This window comes from Mycolicibacterium insubricum, assembly GCF_010731615.1.
In the GTDB taxonomy this organism is placed as follows: Bacteria; Actinomycetota; Actinomycetes; order Mycobacteriales; family Mycobacteriaceae; genus Mycobacterium; species Mycobacterium insubricum.
In genome coordinates, this window is sequence record NZ_AP022618.1 from 3,440,468 (window position 1) to 3,461,512 (window position 21,045).

At 70.1% G+C, this 21,045-nt stretch carries 21 protein-coding genes and 1 tRNA gene; 9 read left to right on the forward strand and 13 right to left on the reverse strand.

What is annotated here, in order from left to right:
- The first annotated feature begins 14 nt into the window (after window positions 1–14).
- From G6N16_RS16225 to G6N16_RS16235, 3 genes are read left to right on the forward strand one after another with little or no spacing between them, the layout of a single operon-like run.
- On the forward strand, window positions 15–881 hold the full coding sequence (locus G6N16_RS16225) for a carbohydrate ABC transporter permease (protein ID WP_083028870.1): 867 nt from the start codon (window positions 15–17) through the stop codon (window positions 879–881).
- Window positions 868–1,698, forward strand: a complete 831-nt coding sequence (locus G6N16_RS16230) for a carbohydrate ABC transporter permease (protein ID WP_083028869.1) — start codon at window positions 868–870, stop codon at window positions 1,696–1,698. The genes G6N16_RS16225 and G6N16_RS16230 overlap by 14 nt, the downstream gene beginning before the upstream one ends.
- Window positions 1,695–2,993 (forward strand): ABC transporter substrate-binding protein, encoded by a 1,299-nt coding sequence (locus G6N16_RS16235; RefSeq protein WP_179961210.1) that lies wholly within the window; start codon window positions 1,695–1,697, stop codon window positions 2,991–2,993. The genes G6N16_RS16230 and G6N16_RS16235 overlap by 4 nt, the downstream gene beginning before the upstream one ends.
- Here the strand turns inward: G6N16_RS16235 and G6N16_RS16240 are convergent.
- Window positions 2,980–3,792, reverse strand: coding sequence for a CbiQ family ECF transporter T component (locus tag G6N16_RS16240; protein WP_179961211.1), 813 nt, complete (start codon window positions 3,790–3,792; stop codon window positions 2,980–2,982). The two genes, G6N16_RS16235 and G6N16_RS16240, sit on opposite strands and share 14 nt — an antisense overlap.
- Window positions 3,789–5,867: an ABC transporter ATP-binding protein gene (locus tag G6N16_RS16245; protein ID WP_083028868.1), complete on the reverse strand. Its 2,079-nt coding sequence runs from the start codon at window positions 5,865–5,867 to the stop codon at window positions 3,789–3,791. The genes G6N16_RS16240 and G6N16_RS16245 overlap by 4 nt, the downstream gene beginning before the upstream one ends.
- 98 nt (window positions 5,868–5,965) lie before the next feature.
- Here G6N16_RS16245 and G6N16_RS16250 point away from each other — a divergent pair, with 98 nt between their 5' ends.
- The gene (locus tag G6N16_RS16250) at window positions 5,966–6,406 is read left to right on the forward strand and encodes a MarR family winged helix-turn-helix transcriptional regulator (RefSeq protein ID WP_083028867.1); all 441 of its coding nucleotides are present in this window, start codon (window positions 5,966–5,968) and stop codon (window positions 6,404–6,406) included.
- 5 nt (window positions 6,407–6,411) lie between these two features.
- Here G6N16_RS16250 and G6N16_RS16255 read toward each other — a convergent pair whose 3' ends face one another.
- Both G6N16_RS16255 and G6N16_RS16260 read right to left on the reverse strand, forming a co-directional pair.
- Window positions 6,412–6,906, reverse strand: a complete 495-nt coding sequence (locus tag G6N16_RS16255; RefSeq protein WP_083028866.1) for an LppP/LprE family lipoprotein — start codon at window positions 6,904–6,906, stop codon at window positions 6,412–6,414.
- A gap of 72 nt (window positions 6,907–6,978) precedes the next feature.
- Window positions 6,979–7,051 (reverse strand) — tRNA-Asn (locus tag G6N16_RS16260).
- Between the two features lie 332 nt (window positions 7,052–7,383).
- Between G6N16_RS16260 and G6N16_RS16265 the strand changes: the two genes are divergently transcribed.
- Entirely contained in the window at window positions 7,384–7,617 is a 234-nt protein-coding gene (locus tag G6N16_RS16265; protein ID WP_083028865.1) for a hypothetical protein, read from the forward strand.
- A gap of 43 nt (window positions 7,618–7,660) precedes the next feature.
- On the opposite strand, the gene G6N16_RS16270 is transcribed toward G6N16_RS16265, so the two are convergent.
- The 3 genes from G6N16_RS16270 to dnaG all read right to left on the reverse strand — a co-directional run bounded on the left by G6N16_RS16270 (window position 7,661) and on the right by dnaG (window position 11,958).
- Entirely contained in the window at window positions 7,661–9,571 is a 1,911-nt protein-coding gene (locus G6N16_RS16270; protein WP_083028864.1) for an acyl-CoA dehydrogenase family protein, read from the reverse strand.
- 104 nt (window positions 9,572–9,675) lie between these two features.
- Window positions 9,676–9,960: a DUF7155 family protein gene (locus G6N16_RS16275; RefSeq protein WP_083028863.1), complete on the reverse strand. Its 285-nt coding sequence runs from the start codon at window positions 9,958–9,960 to the stop codon at window positions 9,676–9,678.
- 84 nt (window positions 9,961–10,044) lie between these two features.
- Entirely contained in the window at window positions 10,045–11,958 is a 1,914-nt protein-coding gene (dnaG, locus tag G6N16_RS16280) for a DNA primase (protein WP_110810673.1), read from the reverse strand.
- A 104-nt stretch (window positions 11,959–12,062) separates the two neighbouring features.
- Between dnaG and G6N16_RS16285 the strand changes: the two genes are divergently transcribed.
- Complete coding sequence (locus G6N16_RS16285; protein WP_083028861.1) at window positions 12,063–12,641, forward strand: hypothetical protein; 579 nt, start codon at window positions 12,063–12,065, stop codon at window positions 12,639–12,641.
- Window positions 12,642–12,651: 10 nt separating this feature from the next.
- Here G6N16_RS16285 and G6N16_RS16290 read toward each other — a convergent pair whose 3' ends face one another.
- Window positions 12,652–13,914, reverse strand: coding sequence for a deoxyguanosinetriphosphate triphosphohydrolase (locus G6N16_RS16290; protein ID WP_083028923.1), 1,263 nt, complete (start codon window positions 13,912–13,914; stop codon window positions 12,652–12,654).
- Window positions 13,915–13,940: 26 nt separating this feature from the next.
- On the opposite strand from G6N16_RS16290, the gene G6N16_RS16295 reads away from it, so the two are divergent.
- Window positions 13,941–15,950 carry a TPM domain-containing protein gene (locus tag G6N16_RS16295; RefSeq protein WP_083028860.1) on the forward strand — a complete coding sequence of 670 codons (2,010 nt, stop codon included), beginning with the start codon at window positions 13,941–13,943 and terminating at the stop codon, window positions 15,948–15,950.
- Between the two features lie 31 nt (window positions 15,951–15,981).
- Here the strand turns inward: G6N16_RS16295 and G6N16_RS16300 are convergent, their stop codons facing one another.
- Window positions 15,982–17,379 (reverse strand): glycine--tRNA ligase, encoded by a 1,398-nt coding sequence (locus G6N16_RS16300; RefSeq protein WP_083028922.1) that lies wholly within the window; start codon window positions 17,377–17,379, stop codon window positions 15,982–15,984.
- A gap of 280 nt (window positions 17,380–17,659) precedes the next feature.
- Between G6N16_RS16300 and G6N16_RS16305 the strand changes: the two genes are divergently transcribed.
- Both G6N16_RS16305 and G6N16_RS16310 read left to right on the forward strand, forming a co-directional pair.
- Window positions 17,660–18,010, forward strand: a complete 351-nt coding sequence (locus tag G6N16_RS16305; RefSeq protein ID WP_083028859.1) for an ArsR/SmtB family transcription factor — start codon at window positions 17,660–17,662, stop codon at window positions 18,008–18,010.
- Window positions 18,007–18,390, forward strand: coding sequence for a Fur family transcriptional regulator (locus tag G6N16_RS16310; RefSeq protein WP_083028858.1), 384 nt, complete (start codon window positions 18,007–18,009; stop codon window positions 18,388–18,390). Before G6N16_RS16305 ends, G6N16_RS16310 begins: the two co-directional genes overlap by 4 nt.
- A 1-nt stretch (window position 18,391) precedes the next feature.
- Here G6N16_RS16310 and G6N16_RS16315 read toward each other — a convergent pair whose 3' ends face one another.
- The 4 genes from G6N16_RS16315 to recO are packed head-to-tail and all read right to left on the reverse strand — an operon-like array spanning window position 18,392 to window position 20,930.
- Window positions 18,392–18,787, reverse strand: coding sequence for an NUDIX hydrolase (locus G6N16_RS16315; RefSeq protein ID WP_083028857.1), 396 nt, complete (start codon window positions 18,785–18,787; stop codon window positions 18,392–18,394).
- Window positions 18,784–19,236, reverse strand: a complete 453-nt coding sequence (locus G6N16_RS16320) for a hypothetical protein (RefSeq protein WP_083028856.1) — start codon at window positions 19,234–19,236, stop codon at window positions 18,784–18,786. Before G6N16_RS16320 ends, G6N16_RS16315 begins: the two co-directional genes overlap by 4 nt.
- Before the next feature lies 1 nt (window position 19,237).
- Entirely contained in the window at window positions 19,238–20,125 is an 888-nt protein-coding gene (locus G6N16_RS16325; protein WP_083028921.1) for a decaprenyl diphosphate synthase, read from the reverse strand.
- On the reverse strand, window positions 20,067–20,930 hold the full coding sequence (gene recO / locus G6N16_RS16330; protein ID WP_083028855.1) for a DNA repair protein RecO: 864 nt from the start codon (window positions 20,928–20,930) through the stop codon (window positions 20,067–20,069). The genes G6N16_RS16325 and recO overlap by 59 nt, the downstream gene beginning before the upstream one ends.
- Window positions 20,931–21,045 lie beyond the last annotated feature (115 nt).

Consider the following 21,045-nt stretch of genomic DNA (forward strand, 5'->3'; position numbering starts at 1 on the left):
GGTTTAATGGCCTCATGTCCCGGCGGCGCGACACCACGCTCGGCTATGCGCTGTTGGCGCCGAGCCTGTTCGGGGTGCTGGTGTTCCTGCTGCTGCCGATGTTGGTGGTGATCTGGCTGAGTTTCCGCAGTTGGGACCTGCTGGGGCCGATCGGCTATGTGGGGACCGACAATTGGCGTTCGGTGTTGACCGATGCGTCGTTCGGGAATTCCCTGCTGGTCACCTTGGCATTCATCGCCCTGGTGGTGCCGGTGCAGATCGTGCTGGGGATGGCGCTGGCGGCGCTGCTGGCCCGCGACCTGCCCGGCAGCGGTTTCTTCCGCACGGTGTACGTGCTGCCGTGGATCTGCGCGCCGCTGGCCATCGCCGTGCTGTGGCGGTGGATCCTGGCGCCGACCGACGGCGCGGTGGCGACGGTGCTGGGCCGTCACGTCGAGTGGTTGACCGACCCGGGGTTGGCGTTGCCGGTGGTCTCGGCGGTGACGGTGTGGACCAACGTCGGTTATGTGGCGTTGTTCTTCCTGGCCGGGATGCTGTCGATTCCGCCCGCGGTGCACGACGCCGCCCGGATCGACGGTGCCACGTCCTGGCAGCGGTTCTGGCGGATCACCCTGCCGATGCTGCGCCCCACCCTGTTCTTCGTCGCCGTGACCGGGGTGATCAGCGCCGCGCAGATCTTCGACACCGTGTACGCGCTGACCGGCGGTGGGCCGGCCGGGCGCACCGACCTGGTCGCGCACCGCATCTATGCCGAGGCGTTCGGCAACGCCGCGATCGGGCGGGCCGCGGTGATGGCCATCGTGTTGTTCGTGTTGTTGGTCGGCGTCACCGTCGTCCAGCAGCTCTATTTCCGCCGCCGGATCAGCTATGACCTGCACTGAGTCCCGGGCGCTGCGCCGCGGTGGCGTGTACCTGCTGTTGGCGGCCGCGGCCGTCATCACCCTGGTGCCGTTCGCGCTGGGTCTGGTGACGTCGTTGACGTCGGCGAGTCAGTTCGCCACCTCGGCCGGCCTGGCGCTGCCCGCACCGCCGACGGTGCAGAATTACGCGGCGCTCTCGGGTGCGGGGTTCGGCCGGGCGGCGGTGGTCACCGCGCTGATGACGGCGGTGATCCTGGTGGGTCAGTTGACGTCGTCGGTGGCGGCGGCGTATGCGTTCGCGCGGTTGAGTTTTCCCGGCCGGGACGCGCTGTTCTGGGTGTACTTGGCGACGTTGATGGTGCCGGCCACGGTGACCGTGGTGCCGCTGTATCTGATGATGGCGTCGCTGGGGCTGCGGAACACCTTCTGGGCTTTGGTGCTGCCGTTCGTCTTCGGTTCGCCGTATGCGATCTTCCTGCTGCGGGAGCATTTTCGCGGTATCCCGCGGGATCTGGAGCGCGCGGCGCGGCTCGACGGGGCCAACACCCTCGACGTGCTGGTGCATGTGATCATCCCGGCGAGTCGCCCGGTGCTGGTGACGTTGACGTTGATCACCGTGGTGTCGCAATGGAATTCGTTCATGTGGCCGCTGGTGATCACCAGCGGCGGCAAGTGGCGGGTGCTGACGGTGGCCACCGCGGGCCTGCAGTCGCAGTACAACGCACAGTGGCCGCTGGTGATGGCGGCCACCACCGTCGCGATGCTCCCGTTGCTGGTGCTGTTCGTGGTGTTTCAGCGTCACATCGTGAAATCCATTGTGCTGACGGGCCTAAAATGAGGCTGCGGTTTTCGACGTACGCGGCGCTGGTGATGGGACTGGTGTTGGTGCTGCTGCTGTCGGCGGCGGTGCTGCTGGGCCGCGAACCCGGTCCGTCGGACCGCACGGTGTTGACGCTGCGGCTGTGGGATCCGCAGATCGGTGCGGCCTACCGCAAGTCGCTGGATGCGTTCACCGCCGCGAATCCCGACATCGAGGTCCGCATCGACACGGTCGCCTACGCCGGGTATTTCGACTCGCTGCGCGCCGACGTCGCCGGGCACAGCGCCGATGACGTGTTCTGGCTCAACAGCAGTTATCTGGCGCCGTATGCCGACAGCGGGCGGCTGCTGCCGATCGAGGCCGACCCGGACTGGGAGCCCAGCGTCGTCGGACAGTTCACCCGCGGCGGCACGCTGTGGGGGGTACCGCAGCTCACCGACGCCGGCATCGCGCTGTACTACAACCGCGATCTGCTGGCCGCCGCCGGCGTGGGTCCCGACGATCTGGCCGACCTGCGCTGGGGCACCGACGCCGACACCCTGCGACCGCTGCTGGCCCGGCTGACCGTCGATACCGTGGGCCGCAGTGCCGCCGATCCCGGCTTCGATGCCGGGCGCACCCGGACGTGGGGCTACAACGCGGCCAACGACCTGCAGGCGATCAACCTGAACTACCTGGCGTCGGCGGGCGGGCGCTTGGTCACCGAGGACGCGTTCACCTTCGACAGTCCGGCCGGGCGCACGGCGTTCGGCTATCTGGTCGCACTGATCAATACCGACCGGGTCGCCCCTCCCGCGTCGGCCACCAACAACAACGGCGATTTCTCCCGGAATCAGTTCCTGGCCGGGAAGATGGCGCTGTTCCAGTCCGGGACCTACAACCTGGCGATGATCGCCGGGTCGGCCGACTTCGGTTGGGGTATCGCCCCGATGCCCGCCGGCCCGCAAGGCCGGGTCAGCGTCACCAACGGCATCGTCGCCGCCGGCAACGCCGCGACCGCCCATCCCGAGCAGGTACGACGGCTGCTGGCCTGGCTCGGCAGCGCCGAGGCCAACGCGTATCTGGGGGCCGACGGGGTGGCCATCCCGGCGGTGCGGTCCGCCCAGCACGGTTACCTGCAGTACTGGGCCGGGCGCGGCGTCGACGTCGCGCCGTTCTTCGATGTGTTGGCCGGCCCGCACGCCGAGGTGCCCGCCGGGGCGGGCGTGCCGGCAGGATTGGCCGCCATCAAGCCGTTTTTCGACGAGATGTTTCTCGGCCGGCTGCCGGTGGATACCGCGCTGGCCCGAGCGCAGGCGGCTACAGCGCGATAACCGCGACGCAGACCAGCGCCACGATCGCCAGCGCCACCGCGTCGCTGCGGCCGGGCCGGGCGGTGCTTGCCGAGATCTGGCCCATGCCGCCGCGGGCGGTGATCGCATCGCCCATCTCGTCGGCGCGGCGCAGCGCGGCGGTGATCGCCGCGACCAGCATGTCGACCAGCTCGAACAGGAAACGCCGCCACCGCATCCGGCGCATGGGCAGCACCGTCCGGGGCCGCAGCTTGCGGGCGGCGTAGAGCACCCGGAACTCCTCGATCAGCATCGGGAAGGAGCGCAGCGCCAACGCGATCGCTACCGCCCACTCGTCGACCGGGATGCGCAGGAATTTCAGCGGCCGGCCCAATGTGGCCAGGGCGGGCGCGATTTCGGCGACATTGGTGGTCCACGACACCATCATCGACAAACCCAGCAGCACCACGGCCAGCGTGGTCACCCGGGTGAACGTCAACAACCCGCCGAGGGCCACATTGGTGTCGAAGAGCTGCACGATGGGTTCACCGCCACTGAGCGCCGCGGTGAACGCGCCGAAGGCGATCAGCAGCCACAGCACCTTGGGTACCGACGGCAGCACCCCGAACGGGATGCGGGCCAACGCCGCGGCGAGGACGACCACCGCCGCCACCGCACCGATGCCCACCCAGCCCGGATAGAACGTAAGCAGCGCCGACAACACGAATACCGTCAACAGCTTGGTGCCGGCCCACAGCCGATGGATGACCGAGTCACCCGGGACCGGGCGCAGCAGCACCACCGGCCGCGGTTGTTTCGTCGCGGGTTCTTCGCGGGTCATGACACTCCCTCCGCCGAGGCCGACGCGGGCTCCAGCACACCGCCGGACAGGTGCAGGATCCGGGGGCACAGGCCCTCCAGCCCGACGAAGTCGTGCGAGATGACGACGACGGTCAGCCCGGTGTCGCGGCGCAGATCTTCCAGCAGCCGCACCAGCTTTCGCTGATTGGGCGCGTCGACACCGGCGAGCGGTTCGTCGAGGATCAGTACCCGCGGCCGCCGGGCCAGCAGTCCGGCCAGCACCACGCGGCGCATCTGGCCGCCGGAAAGTTGGTCGATGCGACGCCGGGCCAGCGAGGCGTCCAGGCCCACGGTGCGCAGCGCCTCGGCGACGCGCGCCCGGTCGTCCGGGGAGAAGCCGGCCGCGGAGGCGACCTCCAGATCCACCCGGGGCCGCAGCAGCTGCAGCCGGGCCGCCTGGAAGGCGACCGCGACCTCGCCGTGCTGGCTGCTCGCGGGACGGCCGGCCACCCGGCATTCGCCGACCGTCGGCGTCACCAGCCCGGCCATGATCCAGGCCAGCGTCGACTTGCCCGACCCGTTGCCGCCGTGCACCAGAACCCCGTCACCGGCGCGGACGGTGAAGCTGACGTCGCGCAGCGCGGTCTTGGCCCACGGAGTGCCGGCGTTGTAACGGTGGGTGATGCGGTCGCATTCGATGACGACCTCGCCCAGGCTCTCGGGGGCCGCCGCCGACGGCACCGCGGAGGTCTCCACCATGGTCGTGTTGTCCAGCGACTCGGACAGGGTGACTATCCGGTCGGCGGTCTGCGCCTCGCCCGCGTAGTGGGTGATCTGCACGACGCTCATGTCGTGGCGCTCGGTCAGCCCGGACATCATCGAGGTCAACGCGTCGCGGCCGGCCTGGTCGATCATCGAGGTGACCTCGTCGGCGATGAGCAGATGCGGATCGCGCGCCAGCGCGCCGGCGAACGCCAGCCGCTGCAGTTCGCCGCCGGACAGGCCGCCGGTGTCGCGCTCGCCGAACCCGGCCAGCCCCACCTCGGTGAGCAGGCCGTCGACGTCGACGCGGCGCTGCGGCGGCAGTCCCCACACCACGTCGTCGGCGACCCGGGTGCCGAGTACCTGGGTTTCCGGATGCTGCAGCACCACGGCGGTGCCGCCGGGCTCACCGAGCCCCACCGCGCCGGGGCGCACGATGGTGCCCGACGTCGGTTCGCGGCCGGCCAGGATCAGCATCAGCGTGGTCTTGCCGGAGCCATTGGCGCCGGTCACCGCGACGTTCTCGCCTGGCTCTATCTCCAGGCTGACCGGGGCCAGTGCGTCGTGGTCGGCGCCGGGATAGCGGAACGCGACGTCGTCGAGACGGACCGGTACCGGACCGGGTGCACCGGGCGGGGGTGTCTCCAGCTTGTGCACATCGGGGATGCCGCGCAGCCGCTCCAGTACCCGCGACAGGATCCACCAGCCGAACATGGTGACTCCCATGATGATGACGACGGAGTAGCCGCCGATCAGCAGCGGCCAGTACCGCAGGGCGCCGTCGACCAGGTTGCGCAGCGGCTCGGCGGGCCCGCGGATGATGTCGGCGCTCTGCTGGCCATTGGGCAGATCCAGCCGCTGGACACCGTCGGCCATGGCCTCCAGGAACCGCGCGGTGCCCTCGGCATTGGCGCGCACTGTGTCGAAGATCAGTTCACGCAGCCGGGACAGTACCGCCAGGGCGGCGACGACGAACGCCCCGAACGCCACGCCCGCGACGAACGATGCGGCGAGCACGGTCGGGGTGCCCCGGCCTTTGCGCTTGACGACCCCGGCCAGCCCGCCGATGTAGGCGCAGTTGACCACCGTCATCAGGCCGCCGACGCCGGCGACCAGGAACGCAATGGCCGAGCCGGCAACCGCGGCGGCCAGCAGTACGCGCGGCCGGTACCGGTAGGCCAGCAGTCCCATCGGGACCATGCCCAGCAGTGATGCCCCCTGGGCGAACGGAACGACCACCGCTATGACCGCGCAGGCGGCGGTGAGCGCCGCGGTGACGGCGGCGTGGGCGGTTTCGGTCGGCTGCAGGGAACGCGACGGTCGGCGTGCGGCCGGCGGGCTGTCTGCAGTCACCGCCCAATTCTGCCAGGTGACCGGTGCATGACCGGACGGCCCTTCGCGGGGCACGGTATATGGTTGATGTATATAGCAATGCTATGTAACTTGGTGGTATGACGTCCGGCGCACCGAAAACCGAGCTGGGCTCGGCGCTGCTGACGGTGGTCACCCAGCTCAACCGGCTGGCCACCCAGCGCACCCGGCTACCGCTGCCCTGGGCCCAGGCCCGGCTGCTGTCGACCATCGAGGGCTGCGGTTCGGCTCGCATCTCCGACTTGGCGACGCTGGATCACTGCTCTCAACCCACCATGACCACCCAGGTGCGCCGGCTCGAAGACGCCGGCCTGGTCACCCGGACCACCGATCCCGTGGACGCCCGCGCGGTGCGCATCACCATCACCGAGGCCGGTGTGGCGACGCTGGCCCGGGTGCGCGCCGACCGCGCCGCCGTCATCGACCCGCTGCTGGCCGACCTCGACGACGACGAACGCCAGACGCTGGGTTCCGCGGTGGAGATTCTCGGTCGGCTACTGGCCGCCGGTCACAACCGGTAGCCGCGTCACTGGTTGGGGATCGGGTCCAGCGCGGCCAGCTTGCCGTCGTTGCCGATGCCGAACCGGACGCTGCCGATACCGGTCGGGCAGCAGTTCGGCTCGTCTCCCTTGAGCCACTGGTACTGCAGCGTCACAGTTTCGGCGCCGGTCTCACGGACGGTCAGGTACGGCTTGGGCTCCGGGGTCGCCGGGCCCAGTGGGGTGTTGCGGTCGAAGAACAGCACCTGCGACGGCGACGAACCGGTGGCGTGCTCGACGGAGATCTGCACCCAGTACAGCCGGCAGTTGCCGGTGTGACCACGCCCGGTCTCCTGCCAGGTCATCCCCTGGGGTGCGGCCACCCCGGCGATCGCCGCCGACACGGTAGGCGCCGTCGGGCTGTCCGCCTCGGTGCAGGAGTCAGCGGGTTTTGCCTCGGGACCCGACGGACTCCACCCGCAGCCGGTCAGGGTCAGCCCGAGAATCGCGAGCAGAACGGCGATCAGCCGTGGAATCCTCATCCGGTCAGCGTAGAGCGCCGAATGTGCAACAGGCCAGAGGAAACATCGCCGAGAGCGCGGAGTTCGGTGTTGCTCCCCCGGATGGACTCGAACCATCAACCGCCCGATTAACAGTCGGGAGCTCTGCCAGTTGAGCTACAGGGGATTGGCCATCCGCGGCGCGCGCGGACCGAGGCATGACTCTAGCGCACAGCACCCGCCGGGCGCCAAAACGGGTGGTTCGGCGAGCGCAGGCGGAGGTGGCGCGAGCGCAGCGAGTGCCGGCGGAGCCGAAGCGAAACCGGGACCGCCCGCAACTACAACGGGTGGTTCGGCGAGCGCAGGCGGAGGTGGCGCGAGCGCAGCGAGTGCCGGCGGAGCCGAAGCGAAACCGGGACCGCCCGTGACCAGATCGGGTGGTCGCGCGCCGGGCGCGTGCACGGCCGCCTCGACATCAGGCAGGATGGACACCGAACGAAGTTGTCGGGAGGCAGTGGATTGTTGGGATATGTGGCCGTGCTCGGCGTCGGCTATGTGCTGGGCACCAAGGCCGGACGTCGCCGGTATGAGCAGATCGTCGTCGCCTACAAGGCGGTGTCGGAGAGTCCGGCCACCAAGGCGATCGTCGACGCCGGCCGACGCAAGATCGCCAGCCGCGTCTCCCCCGACCGGATGCCCGTCATCACCGAGATCGACGAGGTCACCGTGATCGAGCCGCCGAAGAAGCGCTAGACCCCGCACGTGCCTTACGCGCCTTCCTGACAGCGTCGCCCCACTACCGCAGCGGGTGCAGCATCTCGGCATCCCGGCACTGTTCGGGCACACCGAATCCGTCGACCAGCAATTCGGCATACGGGCGCAGGGTGCGGCAGCGTTCATTGATCCCCCGGGTGACGGCCTTGGCCCGTTCGGTGGACAGGAACCGATGCTCAATGAACCAGGCCTTGTCCTGCTCGATTGTCGATAGCGCGTAGAGGTCGCAGACCATCTCCAGAACCTCGCGGGCCTGATCGTCCCGACAGGAATCGATACCGGCGACGAAGGCTTCCATAATGATCCGGTCGACATGGGCCTTGGCGGCGTGCAGCACATGATCCTGCACGGCGTTGAAGGCGTCGAACTCCGAGGACTCCTTGGATTTGCCCTGTAGCCGCCGGGCCACCGAGGACAGCGTGTACTCCTCACGGTCCTCGAACATCTTGACCTGGGTGCCGCGGTTGAACAGGCTGCCCTCCTCCTCGTTGTCCTGACGGGTGTCGAGGATGGTCTGGATGATGGTCTCCGCCGCGGTGCGTTTGAGCACCCGCTCCCCGGCGAAGTTGGCGGCGAACCGCACCCAGCCGACCGGGCTCATGCTCTTGATGTCGTCGGCGTATGCGGTGAGCAGTTCCTTGGCCACCAGCTGAGTCAGCACGACGTTGTCGCCCTCGAAGGTCGTGAACACGTCGGTATCGGCCTTCAGTGCCACCAGCCGGTTCTCAGCCATATAGCCCGCCCCTCCGCAGGCCTCGCGGCACTCCTGGATGGCCCGGGTGGCATGCCAGGTGTTGGCGGCCTTCAGCCCGGCCGCCCGGGCCTCCAATTCACGCTGCTCCTCCGGGTCGGGGCCATCGGTGGTCTGCAGCTCGTGACACTTGGCCACCAGCTCGTTCTGCGCGAACTGCAGCGCATAGGAACCGGCGATCAGCGGCAGCAGCCGCCGCTGATGCGCCAGGTAATCCATGATCAAAATCTCCGGGCCGCCGCCGGGTGCGTCGAACTGCCTGCGCAGCAGGGCGTAGCGGGTCGCGATGTCGAGGGCGACCTGCGCCGCGGCGGCTGCGCTGCCGCCGACGGTGACCCGGCCCCGGATCAGGGTGCCGAGCATGGTGAAGAACCGGCGGCTGGGGTTCTCGATCGGCGAACTGTAGGTGCCGTCGGGGGCCACGTCGGCGTATTTGTTGAGCAGGTTCTCCCGCGGCACCCGCACCCGGTCGAACGTGATCCGGCCGTTGTCCACCCCGGGCAGCCCACCCTTGAACTCGCAGTCGGAGGTGGTGATCCCGGGCAGGTCGTTGCCGTCGTCGTCGCGGATCGGCACCACCAGGCAGTGCACCCCGTGGCCCTGGCCGTCCGGGGTGATCAACTGCGCGAACACCGCTGCCACCCGGGCCGATGCCGCCGCGCCGCCTATGTAGTCCTTGCGCGCGGACGGCGTCGGTGAGTGGACGACGAATTCCTGTGTGCCCGGATCGTAGGTGGCGGTAGTTTCCAGGGATTGCACGTCGCTGCCGTGACCGGTCTCGGTCATGGCGAAACAGCCCAGCAGATCCAGGTCGATGATCTTGCGCACGTAGGCGCGGTGGTGCCGCTCGGTACCCAGGTTCTCGATGGCCCCGCCGAACAGCCCCCACTGCACCCCGGCTTTGACCATCAGCGACAGATCGGACATGGCGATCATCTGGGTCTGAATGATCGCCGCGCCGACGTCGCCGGTGCCGCCGTTCTCCTTCCGAAACCCGTCCGCCGCTGCGCCGAACGCAGCGACGATCCGCAGCTGTTCGGCAACCCTCGACCGGGCGATCACGGTGTTGGGCGTGTACTGCGGCCGGAACGGCTGGGTACCCAGTTCCGCGCGAATCCTGTTCTTCACGTCCCGCCAGCGCCCGTCGAGGGTGTCCCGCAAATGCTCCGCAACTGAGTTCATACCCGAAGGTATCCCGAGCCAGCGCGCGATAAACGTCTCTGGGGTGCGGTGGCAAGAAATATAACGGCCGGCTCTTCAAGAGCCGGCCGCCGGAGGTCTGTGGCTCAGCCGACCGGGATCGACCCGCTCACCGAGGTGCCCGGCAGCATGGGCCCGGACTGGACGCCGCCGTTGCCGACGCCGATACCCGGAGTGCCCGCCGAAATGCCGCCGCTGTTGGACATCGAGTAGCCGATGCACTTGCCGGTGCCGCGGGCACCGATCCAGGCCAGGCATTTGGGGCCGGCCTCGTGGGACACCGTCGGGGCGGGAATCGCGGCGATCGCCGATCCGGCCACGGCGGTCAGCACCGCTGCGGCGGCGACGAGCCGTCCCACGCGTGTACCCATTCGGGCCCCTTTCCCACTGGTGCAGTTGCTCCACCCTAACCGGTGCGCGTCCGCGATGCGTGGTGTTGGCGCGCCGCGCACGGCTCAGGCCGACACGTCGTCGCCGACGGCCTGAGCCAGCAGGCTGCGCCTATAGGCCTCCATCGCCACCAGGTCGCCGAACAGCTCGTGATATTCCTCATTGTCGTCGACCGGCGACATGCGCTGCAGTTTCGACTTCATCTCGGCGATCTGGCGGCCCACCCAGACCTCCTGCAGCCGGGCCAGCACCCCGCCGATGTAACGCGGCAGCTTCTCCTCCTCGACGTTGATGCTCTCCACGCCGAGTTCGCTGATCAGCGCCGCGGCCGCCGTCGATGACGTCTGACGGCGGACCGCGTCGATCCAGGTCGGCCCGGAGATCGCGGCCGAGGTGCCGCCGGCGGCGGCCAGCGCCGTGGCGACGGCCGCGTAGCCGGGATGGGTGAAGCTTTCCACCGTCAGCGAATCGAACACCGGTCCGGCCAGTCCCGGGTACTGCAGCGCCGCCTTGAGCGCCTCCCGCTGCGGCCACAGGGTGGGGTCCCGTGGGTCGGGACGACGGGCCGGTTCGGTACGCGCCGGTTCGGCGCCGCGCTGCTCGGTGCCCCGCGCCGGGGTGCCGGCCGGCCGCGGCCCGCTGCGGGCGGTGTCGCGGACCCGTTTGAGCACCATGGCGACGTCGTCCCAGCCGACCCAGCCGGCCAGCTGACGGGCGTACTCGTCGCGCAGGGTGGATTCCTTGATCTGGGCGACCATCGGCACGCAGCGCCGCAGCGCGGACACCCGGCCCTCGGCGGTGTCCAGGTCGAACTCGGTCAGCGCGGTGCGGATGGCGAACTCGAACAACGGGGTACGCCGTGCCACCAAGTCCCGCAGGGCGGCATCGCCATGCGCCAGCCGCAGATCGCAGGGGTCCATTCCGTCGGCGGCGACGGCCACGAACGACTGGCCGGCCAGGTTCTGCTCACCGGCGAACGCCTTGAGCGCGGCCGCCCGTCCGGCCGCGTCGCCGTCGAACACGTAGATCAGTTCGCCGCGGAAGAACTTGTCGTCCATCATCAATCGGCGCAGCATCGACAGGTGCTCGTCGCCGAACGCGGTTCCGCAGGAAGCCACCGCGGTACCGACCCCGGCCAGGTGCATGGCCATCACGTCGGTGTAGCCCTCGACCACCACCGCCTGGTGGCCTTTGGCGATCTCCCGCTTCGCCAGGTCGATACCGAACAGCACGTGAGACTTCTTGTACAGCACCGTTTCCGGCGTGTTGACGTACTTGGCCTCCATCGGGTCGTCGTCGAACAACCGGCGCGCCCCGAAGCCCACCACCTCGCCGGACGCCCCGCGGATCGGCCACAGCAGCCGGCGGTGGAACCGGTCCATCGGGCCGCGGCGGCCTTCCCGGGACACGCCGGCGGCCTCCAGCTCCTTGAACTCGAAACCCTTGCGCAGCAGGTGTTTTGTCAACCGGTCCCAGCCCGATGGCGCGTACCCGCAGCCGAACCGGTTGGCCGCGGCGGCGTCGAAGTTGCGGTCGGTCAGGTACTTTCGCGCGGTCGCCGCCTCGTCGGAGCCGAGCTCGCCGGCGTAGAACTCGGCGGCGGCGGCATTGGCGGCGATCAGCCGGCTGCGGCTGCCGCGGTCGCGCTGCACGTTGGTCGCCGAGGCGCCGGTGTAGCTGATGGTGTGCCCGACCCGGTCGGCCAGCAGTTCGACGGCCTCGACGAAGCTGACGTGCTCGATCTTCTGCAGGAAGGCGTAGACGTCGCCGCCCTCGCCGCAGCCGAAGCAGTGGAAGTGCCCGTGGTTGGGCCGGACGTGGAACGACGGGGACTTCTCGTCGTGGAACGGGCACAGTCCCTTCATCGAGTCCGCCCCGGCCCGACGCAGCTGCACGTAGTCCCCGACCACGTCCTCGATCCGGACCTTCTCACGGATCGCCGCGATATCGCGATCGGAGATACGGCCGGCCATGGGCACAGTGTAGGCACTGGCCGGTGCGACAAACTGCCGCGGTGACCGGGGCTGCGCACTGCTTACGCTGATCTGACGACCGGCGACGAGCGAACGGGAGGCGAGCGGTGATGACGTCGGGCTACGGCGCCGCGGCCCCCGCACCGAAGATCTCCCGGTGGTGGCGGGTGAGGATGGCCTTGACGACGGCCGCGGCGGCGGTGTGCTGCCTGGTCGGCGTGGCGGCGGACCTGCGCTGGGTCGACCTGCTCCCGGGCAGCCTGTTCGGCGTTTTCGGGCTACTCGGCTGCGGCCTGGTGTGGCTGGTACTGGTGATCATCGGTTTGGCGCAGTTCACCGGCCGGCGCCGCGGCGTGCTCGGCTGGGCGGCACCGGCGGTGCTGGGTGTGGCGGCGAGCCTGGCGATGATCGACGTCGGGCCGAAGCTGCAGTGGGCGGTGTCCCGCGATGCACTGGCGCGCACCGCCGAGCAGTGCCCGCAGAGCTCGTCGACGAGCTGGTCCGGCGCGGTCCGATTGGCCAGGGTCCAACGGATCAACGGGCACTGTCATCTGTTTCAGTACGCGCCGTTCATGACCCAGACCGGCTGGGTCCGACTGCCCGCCGGGCCCCCGGAGCGCCCGGCGAAGGGAATGGGCTACACCCACCTCGACGGCGACTGGTACCGGTTCTCCTGGGATCCGTTCTGACCGTCTGCCGTCAAGAGCTGAGCAGGAGCCGCTCCAGCCGGGTCTCGGTGCACGACGCGATCTGGTCGACGACGGCCCGTTTGCGGGCGGCGTCGTCGGGCGCGTTCTCGAACACCGGTGCCAGCAGCGGGTCCAGCGAGCCGGGGGCGCCGTGCAGCAGCAGGTCGTACACCGCGGCGATGCGCTCACGTTGCACCCGCTGGATGGCCAAATGCCGCGGGTCGCTCATGATGAACTGCAGCGCCAGCGTCTTGAGGACGGCGACCTCGGCGCGCACCAGCGGCGGAACCGCCAGGTCGGCGCGGTAACGGCGGACCGGCGTCGGCCCGACCTCCTCGCGGGTCGCCGCGACGGCGGCGTTGGCGAACCGTCCGACCAGCTCGCTGGTCAGCCGCTTGAGGGCGCCGGAGGCGGCGAGGCTGCCGTCGTAGCGGCCGACGGCGGCGACCACCGGCATGACCGAGAGCCGCTGGGCGGCGGCCAGCAGGTCGTCATAGTCGGCGCCGTGGCTGGAATCGCCGAGTTCCGCCAGCGCCGCGGCGGCGTCCGGGTCGGCGAGCACCCGCAGGTCGATGCGCCCGGAGATGACGCCGTCCTCCACATCGTGCACCGAGTAGGCGACGTCGTCGGCCCAGTCCATCACCTGGGCCTCCAGGCACGGCCACGCCGACGGGGCACCGGAGCGCATCCACCCCGCGGCGGGCAGGTCGTCGTCGTAGAACGCGAACTTGGTGGGCCCGGTCCGGCCGGGCTCGCGCGGCCACGGGTACTTGGTGACGGCGTCCAGCGCCGCGCGGGTCAGGTTCAGCCCGGCCGAACGCCCGTCGGGACCGAACACCTTGGGCTCCAACCGGGTCAGGATCCGGAAGTTCTGCGCATTGCCCTCGAACCCGCCGTACTCGGCGGCCAGCCGGTTCAGTTCGCGTTCGCCGTTGTGCCCGTAGGGCGGATGCCCGATGTCGTGCGCCAGCCCGGCCAAATCGACCAGGTCCGGATCGCAGCCCAGCCCCAGCGCCATGCCGCGGCCGATCTGTGCCACCTCCAGCGAATGGGTGAGCCGGGTGCGCGGGGTGTCACCCTCGCGTGGCCCCACCACCTGGGTCTTGTCGGCCAGCCGGCGCAGCGCCGCGCAATGCAGCACCCGCGCCCGGTCCCGCGCGAAATCGTTGCGCGCCAACGCGTCGGTGCCGGGCAGCCCCGCGGTCTTGGGGGCCTCCTCGACGGCGCGCTGCCGGTCGTGGTCGGTGTATTGCTCGCAGGTCTGGGCGTTCACGATGGCCACAGCATAGATTGGCCGTCATGCGCATCCTCCGTTTGCTGGCCGCGTTGCTGGCGGTACTGCTGACCGCGTGCGCGGTCGCCCCCGCCGCCGTCGCCGATACCCCGGCCCGGCTGATCAGCCGGATCACCGACAACTCCGGTGTGCTGTCGGCGTCGGACCGGGCCTCGGTCACCGGCGCGCTCAACGATCTCTACGACGGCCACCGGATCAAACTCTGGGTGGTCTACGTCGACGACTTCTCCGGCCAGAGTGCGCTGAACTGGGCGAAGCAGACGATGACCGTCTCCGATTTCGGCGACAACGACGCGCTGCTGGCGGTCGCGGTCAAGGACCGCTCGGTGGCGTTCCAGGTGCCCGTCGAGCTGACCGGCGGCACCGCCGCACCCGCGGACGTCATCCGGCGCAACTACATCGAACCGGCGCTGAGCCGCGACGATTGGGCCGGTGCCGCGATCACCGCCGCCCAGCAGCTGGGCACCGTCGGCAACGACACCGAAAGCCGCGGGAACCTGCCGTTGACCACGGTGGCGCTGATCCTGGGACTCGTCGTGCTGGCCATGTTGGGGCTGTGGCTGTGGTCGCGGCGCAGCCGTCGCCGCCGCCGGGCCGCCGAGCTGGAGGCCGCGCGACACGTGGATCCGACCGACCCGCGGGCGTTGGCCCGGGTGCCGCTGGAGGCGCTGGACGGGCTGAGCCGCCAGATCGTCGTCGACGTGGACAATGCGGTGCGCACCAGCAGCAACGAATTGGCGTTGGCCGAAGAGGAATTCGGCACCGCGCGCACCGCACCGTTCCGCGCCGCGGTCGACGCCGCCCAAGCCGCGCTGGCCAAGGCGTTGCACACCCGCCAGATCCTCGACGACGCCATCCCGGAGACGCCGCAGCAGCGCCGCGAGCTGCTGACCGCGGTGATCGTCTCCGCCGCCCAGGCCGACCGGGAGCTCGACGCGCAGACGCACGCCTTCGACGAGCTGCGCGACCTGGTCATCAACGCTCCCGAACGCCTGGATGCGCTGGCCCAGCAGCTGGTGGCGCTGACCGCGCGGGTGGATCCGGCCGAGGCGACACTCGGCGCGCTGCGCAACCGGTACACCGAAACCGCGTTGGCGTCGGTGGCCGGCAATGTCGAGGAAGCCCGGGACCGGGTGCGGTTCGCCGACGAGACCATCGCGGCGAGTCGCACGCTGATTGCCGCACCCGCAGCGGATCAGACGGCCCTGGTCGACCGCGTGCGGGCCGCCGAGGCGGCGCTGCAGCAGGCCCAGGCGCTGCTGGATGCCATCGACACCGCATCCGGCGACATCGACCGGGCCACGGCGGCGCTGCCGCAGGCGATCGCCGATCTGGGCGCCCGGATCGGCGAGGCCGAGCAACTCGGGCCGGGCGTGCCGCCGGAACTGCAGACCGCCCACGACGCGGCCACCCGCGCCGTCGCCGACGCCCAAACCGGCTCGGCCACCGATCCACTGGGCGTTTTCGTCCGGTTGACCCGCGCCGACGCGGACCTGGACCGGGTGCTGACCCAGGTCACCGAGGCCCGCCAGGCCGCCGCGGCCCAGGCACAGGTGCTGGCCCAGTCCCTGTTCGCCGCCCAGGCGCGGGTCGGCGCCGTGTCGGAGTACATCGACACCCGCCGCGGCAGCATCGGTCCGGAGGCGCGCACCCGGCTGGCCGAGGCCCGTCGTCAACTGGAGGCCGCCCAGGCCAAGAAGGACGCCAATCCGGGCGAGGCCATCGCGTACGCCAACGGCGCGACCACCCTGGCCGCCCAGGCCCAGGCGTTGGCCAACGACGATGTGCGCGCGGCGCAGCGGTCCTACGCCGGTGACTACGGGCAGCAGTCCGATCTGGGGTCGGTGCTCGGCGGGATCCTGATCGGCAGTGTGCTGCGCGGCGGGGGTGGCGGTTTCGGCGGAGGTTTCGGGGGCGGCTACGGCGGTGGCCGCAGTTCGGGGCGCCCGACGTCCTACGGCGGCGCCGCGCGGTCGTCGGGCCGCAGTTACGGCGGGGGCAGCGGCCGGTTCTGAACCGCTACTCTCCTCACCCGGGGGTCCCGGGTCAGCAGCCCTTGAGCCGGCTCGCCAGGTAGTCCGACACCCGGTCGATGCCGACGCGTTCCTGGGTCATGGCGTCGCGTTCGCGGATGGTGACCGCGTTGTCCTCCAGGGTGTCGAAGTCGACGGTGACGCAGTACGGGGTGCCGATCTCGTCCTGGCGGCGGTAGCGGCGCCCGATCGCGCCCGCGTCGTCGAACTCGATGTTCCAGTAGCCGCGCAGTTCGGCGGCCAGGTCACGAGCCTTGGGCGACAGGTCGGCGTGCCGCGACAGCGGCAGCACGGCCGCCTTGACCGGGGCCAGCCGCGGGTCCAGCCGCAGCACGGTGCGCTTGTCCACCCCGCCCTTGGCGTTGGGGGCCTCGTCCTCGGTGTACGCGTCGACCAGGAATGCCATCAGCGAGCGGGTCAGCCCGGCCGCCGGTTCGATGACGTAGGGCACGTAGCGGGTGTCGGTCGCCTGGTCGTAGTAGGACAGGTCGGTCCCGGAGTGTTCACCGTGGGTGGTGAGGTCGAAATCGGTGCGGTTGGCGATGCCCTCCAGCTCACCCCAGCCGCTGCCGGCGAAGCCGAACTTGTACTCGATGTCGGTGGTGCCGGCGCTGTAGTGCGACAGCTTCTCCAGCGGGTGCTCGTAGAGCCGCAGGTTCTCCGGGTCGATGCCCAGGTCGATGTACCACTGCAGCCGGTGCTCGATCCAGTACCTGTGCCACTCGGGTGCGGTGGACGGCTCGACGAAAAACTCCATCTCCATCTGCTCGAACTCGCGGGTGCGGAAAATGAAGTTGCCCGGGGTGATCTCGTTGCGGAAGCTCTTGCCGATCTGGGCGATGCCGAACGGCGGCTTGCGCCGGGCCGTGGTGACGACGTTGGCGAAGTTGACGAAGATGCCCTGGGCGGTCTCCGGGCGCAGGTAGTGCAGGCCTTCCTCGGACTCGATCGGACCCAGGTAGGTCTTGAGCATCATGTTGAAGTCGCGGGGCTCGGTCCACTGCCCCTTGGTGCCGCAGTCGGGGCAGACGACATCGGCCATCGGGATGTCGTCGGGATCGACCGTGGTGCCCTTGGCGGCCAGCTTGGCCGCGACGGCTTCCTGCATGTGGTCCTGGCGGTGCCTTTTGTGGCAGTTGAGACATTCCACCAGCGGGTCGTTGAACACCGCGACGTGGCCCGAGGCCACCCACACCTGGCGCGGCAGGATGATCGAGGAGTCCAGGCCGACGACGTCGTCGCGGCTGGTGACCATGGAGCGCCACCACTGGCGCTTGATGTTCTCCTTGAGCTCCACCCCGAGCGGCCCGTAGTCCCACGCCGATTTGGTGCCGCCGTAGATCTCGCCGGACTGGTAGACCAGACCGCGGCGTTTGGCCAGGTTGGCGACGGTGTCGATGATGGACGCCACGATGCTCGGCACTCCTTGGTGGGTGGTTGAGACAGTCCGATCAGCGTAGACGAGGCGCAGAGCGGCACTTTGCACGTGGGCTCCGAGGGCGGGCACCCGCCTGGGCGAGGTCGACGCCCGAAACCACGCTCACCGCACTCCCGAACACGCTCACCGCACTGCCGACACCCAAGAACCGGCCCGGCACAGGGGTTCGGACGCGCCGATATGCGTAGAACCGCATGGTTCCCAATTTTCAGCTAAACTGAAAACGATTTCCAATAACGGCGCAGGGAGCCCGATGACGATCACGACCGACGACGAGACGCAGCCAGACCGTGACGGCACCTCGCCCGAGGCGCCCGACCCGGCCCTGCTGGACGCCGCGGGCGATCTGCTGCGGGCACTGGCCGCTCCGGTGCGCATCGCGATCGTGTTGCAGCTACACCAGACTCCGCGCCGGGTACACGAGCTCGTCGACGTGCTGCGGGTACCCCAGCCGCTGGTCAGCCAGCATCTGCGAGTGCTCAAGGCCGCGGGCGTGGTGTCCGCCGAACGGTCCGGACGCGAGATGGTCTACCGCCTCGTCGACCACCACCTGGCGCACATCGTGCTCGATGCCGTCGCGCACGCCGGCGAGGGCCACGCATGACGGCGACCCGCTCCACCCGCCAGCGCACGGCCATCGGCGACCTGTTGGAGACCATCGACGGCTTCCGGTCCGCCCAGGAGCTGCACGACGAGCTGCGCCGCCGGGGCGAGAACATCGGGCTGACCACCGTCTACCGGACCCTGCAGTCGATGGCCGCGGCCAACCAGGTCGACACGCTGCGCACCGACACCGGCGAGTCGGTGTACCGGCGCTGTTCCGAGCACCACCACCATCACCTGGTGTGCCGCCAGTGCGGCGCCACCGTCGAGGTCGACGGGCCCGCGGTGGAGGAATGGGCGACCGAGGTCGCCGCCGCCAACGGTTTCACCGATGTCAGTCACACCGTGGAGATCTTCGGGGTGTGCGGGAAGTGCGACTGATTCAGTTCGCCTGAGCGCGAACCCAATCCAGCACCGCACCGACGGTGAGCGGGGCCAGCTCGACGTCGCCCGGGGCATGGGGATCCACCCAGGCCAGCTCGTCGATCTCGGCGCACACCCGCGGCGGCGCGTCCAGCTCGACGAGGAACAGATCGGCCTCGACCGTGTGGCCGGGCTCGTTGGCCGCAGGCGCCTCACGGTGGCCGATCTCCCGCACGGTCAACACCCCGGCACCGAGTTCCTCGCGGACCTCACGGACCAGGGCCTCCGCGGGGGTCTCCCCCGGCTCGACCTTGCCGCCGGGCTGGATGAATACCGTCGTGCCGCGTTTGCGCACCACCAGCAGCCGCCCGTCGTCGTCGAGAACCACGGCGGCCACGATCCGGATGACGCTCACGACGCCAGGTCGGCCCGCAGGTCCGCGCCGTTGGCCAGCACCATCAGGATCAGGGTGCGCAGCGCCTCGTCGGACAGCCCGTTACCCGGGAAGTTGTAGCGCAGCATCACGTCGGCGACCTTGCTCGCCGGCGCCTTCCGCCGGGCCCCGCCGGACGAATCGCCGTTGGCCGCCACCTCCTCGGTCCGCTCGACCAGCGTGACGGTGCCCAGCATGGTCGCCGCGGCGTGCCGCAGCACCTGCTCGCGGGTCTTGGCGTTGCACGGCAGGTCCCAGGCCAGCGGCTGGTTGAGCGAGACGATGTCCAGCCCGTCGGCGATGCCGACCACCCGCACCGAGGCCACCGATCCGGCGGCGGCGACGGTCAGCGCACCGTCGGGTTCGACGGTCACCGTGGCCGCCTCGCCGAGCACCCCGGCGAGCCGGTCCACCAGCGCCGGGGCGCCCATCTCAGGCCCGACCGAAACGCCGGTTGCGCGACACGTACTCCTCACACGCCGCCCAGAGGTCGCGGCGGTCGTAGTCCGGCCACAGCTTGTCCTGGAAGACGTATTCGGCGTAGGCGGACTGCCAGAGCAGGAAGTTGCTGGCCCGCTGCTCCCCGGAAGTCCGGATGAACAGGTCCACGTCGGGGATATCGGGGCGGTTCAGGTGCGCGGCGACGGTCTCCTCGTCGACCCGCTCGGGGTCGAGTTTCCCGTCGGCGGCCAGCCGGGCGATCTCCTTGGCGGACTCGGCGATCTCGGCGCGCCCGCCATAGTTGACGCAGTAGTTGACGGTGATGGTGTCGTTGGTGAGCGTCATCTGCTCGGCGATCTCGAACTCCTTGATGACGCTGCGCCACATCCGCGGCCGCGATCCCACCCAGCGCATGTTGACGCCCATGATGTCCAGGGCCACCCGGCGCCGGCGCACCACCTCGCGGTTGAAGCCCATCAGGAAGCGCACCTCCTCGGCCGACCGGCGCCAGTTCTCCGTGGAGAAGGCGTACACCGACAGGTGCTTGATGCCGATTTCGATTGCCCCGCAGGTGATGTCGATCAGCACCGCCTCGCCCATCTTGTGGCCGTCGGTGCGGGCCAGGCCGCGCTGCTGGGCCCAGCGGCCGTTGCCGTCCATCACCACCGCGACGTGGTTGGGCAGCTGATCGGCCGGGATCTGCGGGGCCGAGGCCTTGGACGGGTGCTGCGGGGGGCGCCGCGGCCCGCCGTCGGGGGCCTCCGGCAGCTCGGGGAACACCACCGGCCAGGTGGAGATGTCCGGGAAGACCGGGTAGTCGTCAGGCGCCGGCGGCAGCTGCGGATAGCCCGTCGGCTTCCGGTCCCGTTTCAATGCCATGCGCCACATCCTGCCCGACCACGGCGTAAACCTGGCGATCGACCCGCTCGGAATGCTCCCCCACCCGCTCGCCCGAAGACCGCTCCACCAGCGCCAAGGTGCGCAGCTTGCGCTCCAGGTGCCACTGCAGATGCGCGGCCACCAGACCGCTGGCCTGGCTGCGGTGCGCGGCGGTGGCCACCTCGGCACCGGCCCAGTCCCCGTCGTGCAGCGCCGCCATCAGGTCCAGCACCTGTTGCGGCGGGGTGACCGAGCCCGACGGCCGGCAGTGCATGCACACGCTGCCACCGGCGGCGATGTGGAACGCCCGGTGCGGTCCCGGGGCCGCGCACCGGGCGCATTCGGTCAGCGCCGGCGCCCAGCCGGCGATCGACATGGCGCGCAGCAGGTAGGCGTCGAGCACCAGGTCCTTGGGCCGGGACCCGTCGGCGACCGCGCGCAGCGCTCCGACGGTCAGCCGGTGCAGCGACGGGACCGGGGCGTGTTCCTCGCCGGCGAGGCGTTCGGCGGTCTCCAGGATCGCGCAGGCGCTGGTGTAGCGGCCGTAGTCGCTGACGATGTCGGCGGCGAACGCGTCGATGGCCTGGACCTGGGTGACGATGTCGAGGTTGCGGCCCGGGTGCAGCTGCACGTCGATGTGGGCGAACGGCTCCAGCCGGGCGCCGAACTTGCTGCGGGTGCGCCGAACCCCCTTGGCGACGGCGCGGACCAGGCCGTGATCGCGGGTCAGCAGGGTGACGATGCGGTCGGCCTCACCGAGCTTGTGCTGACGCACCACCACCGCCCGGTCCCGATACAGCCGCATGGGGACACAGTCTGGCACCGGATGCCGACAGTGCGCGGGACGCGCGCCGCAGAGGCGTTGGGGTGCCGCTCACACCCAGAATGGCTCCCGTCGGGTTCACCGCCACCGATACGCT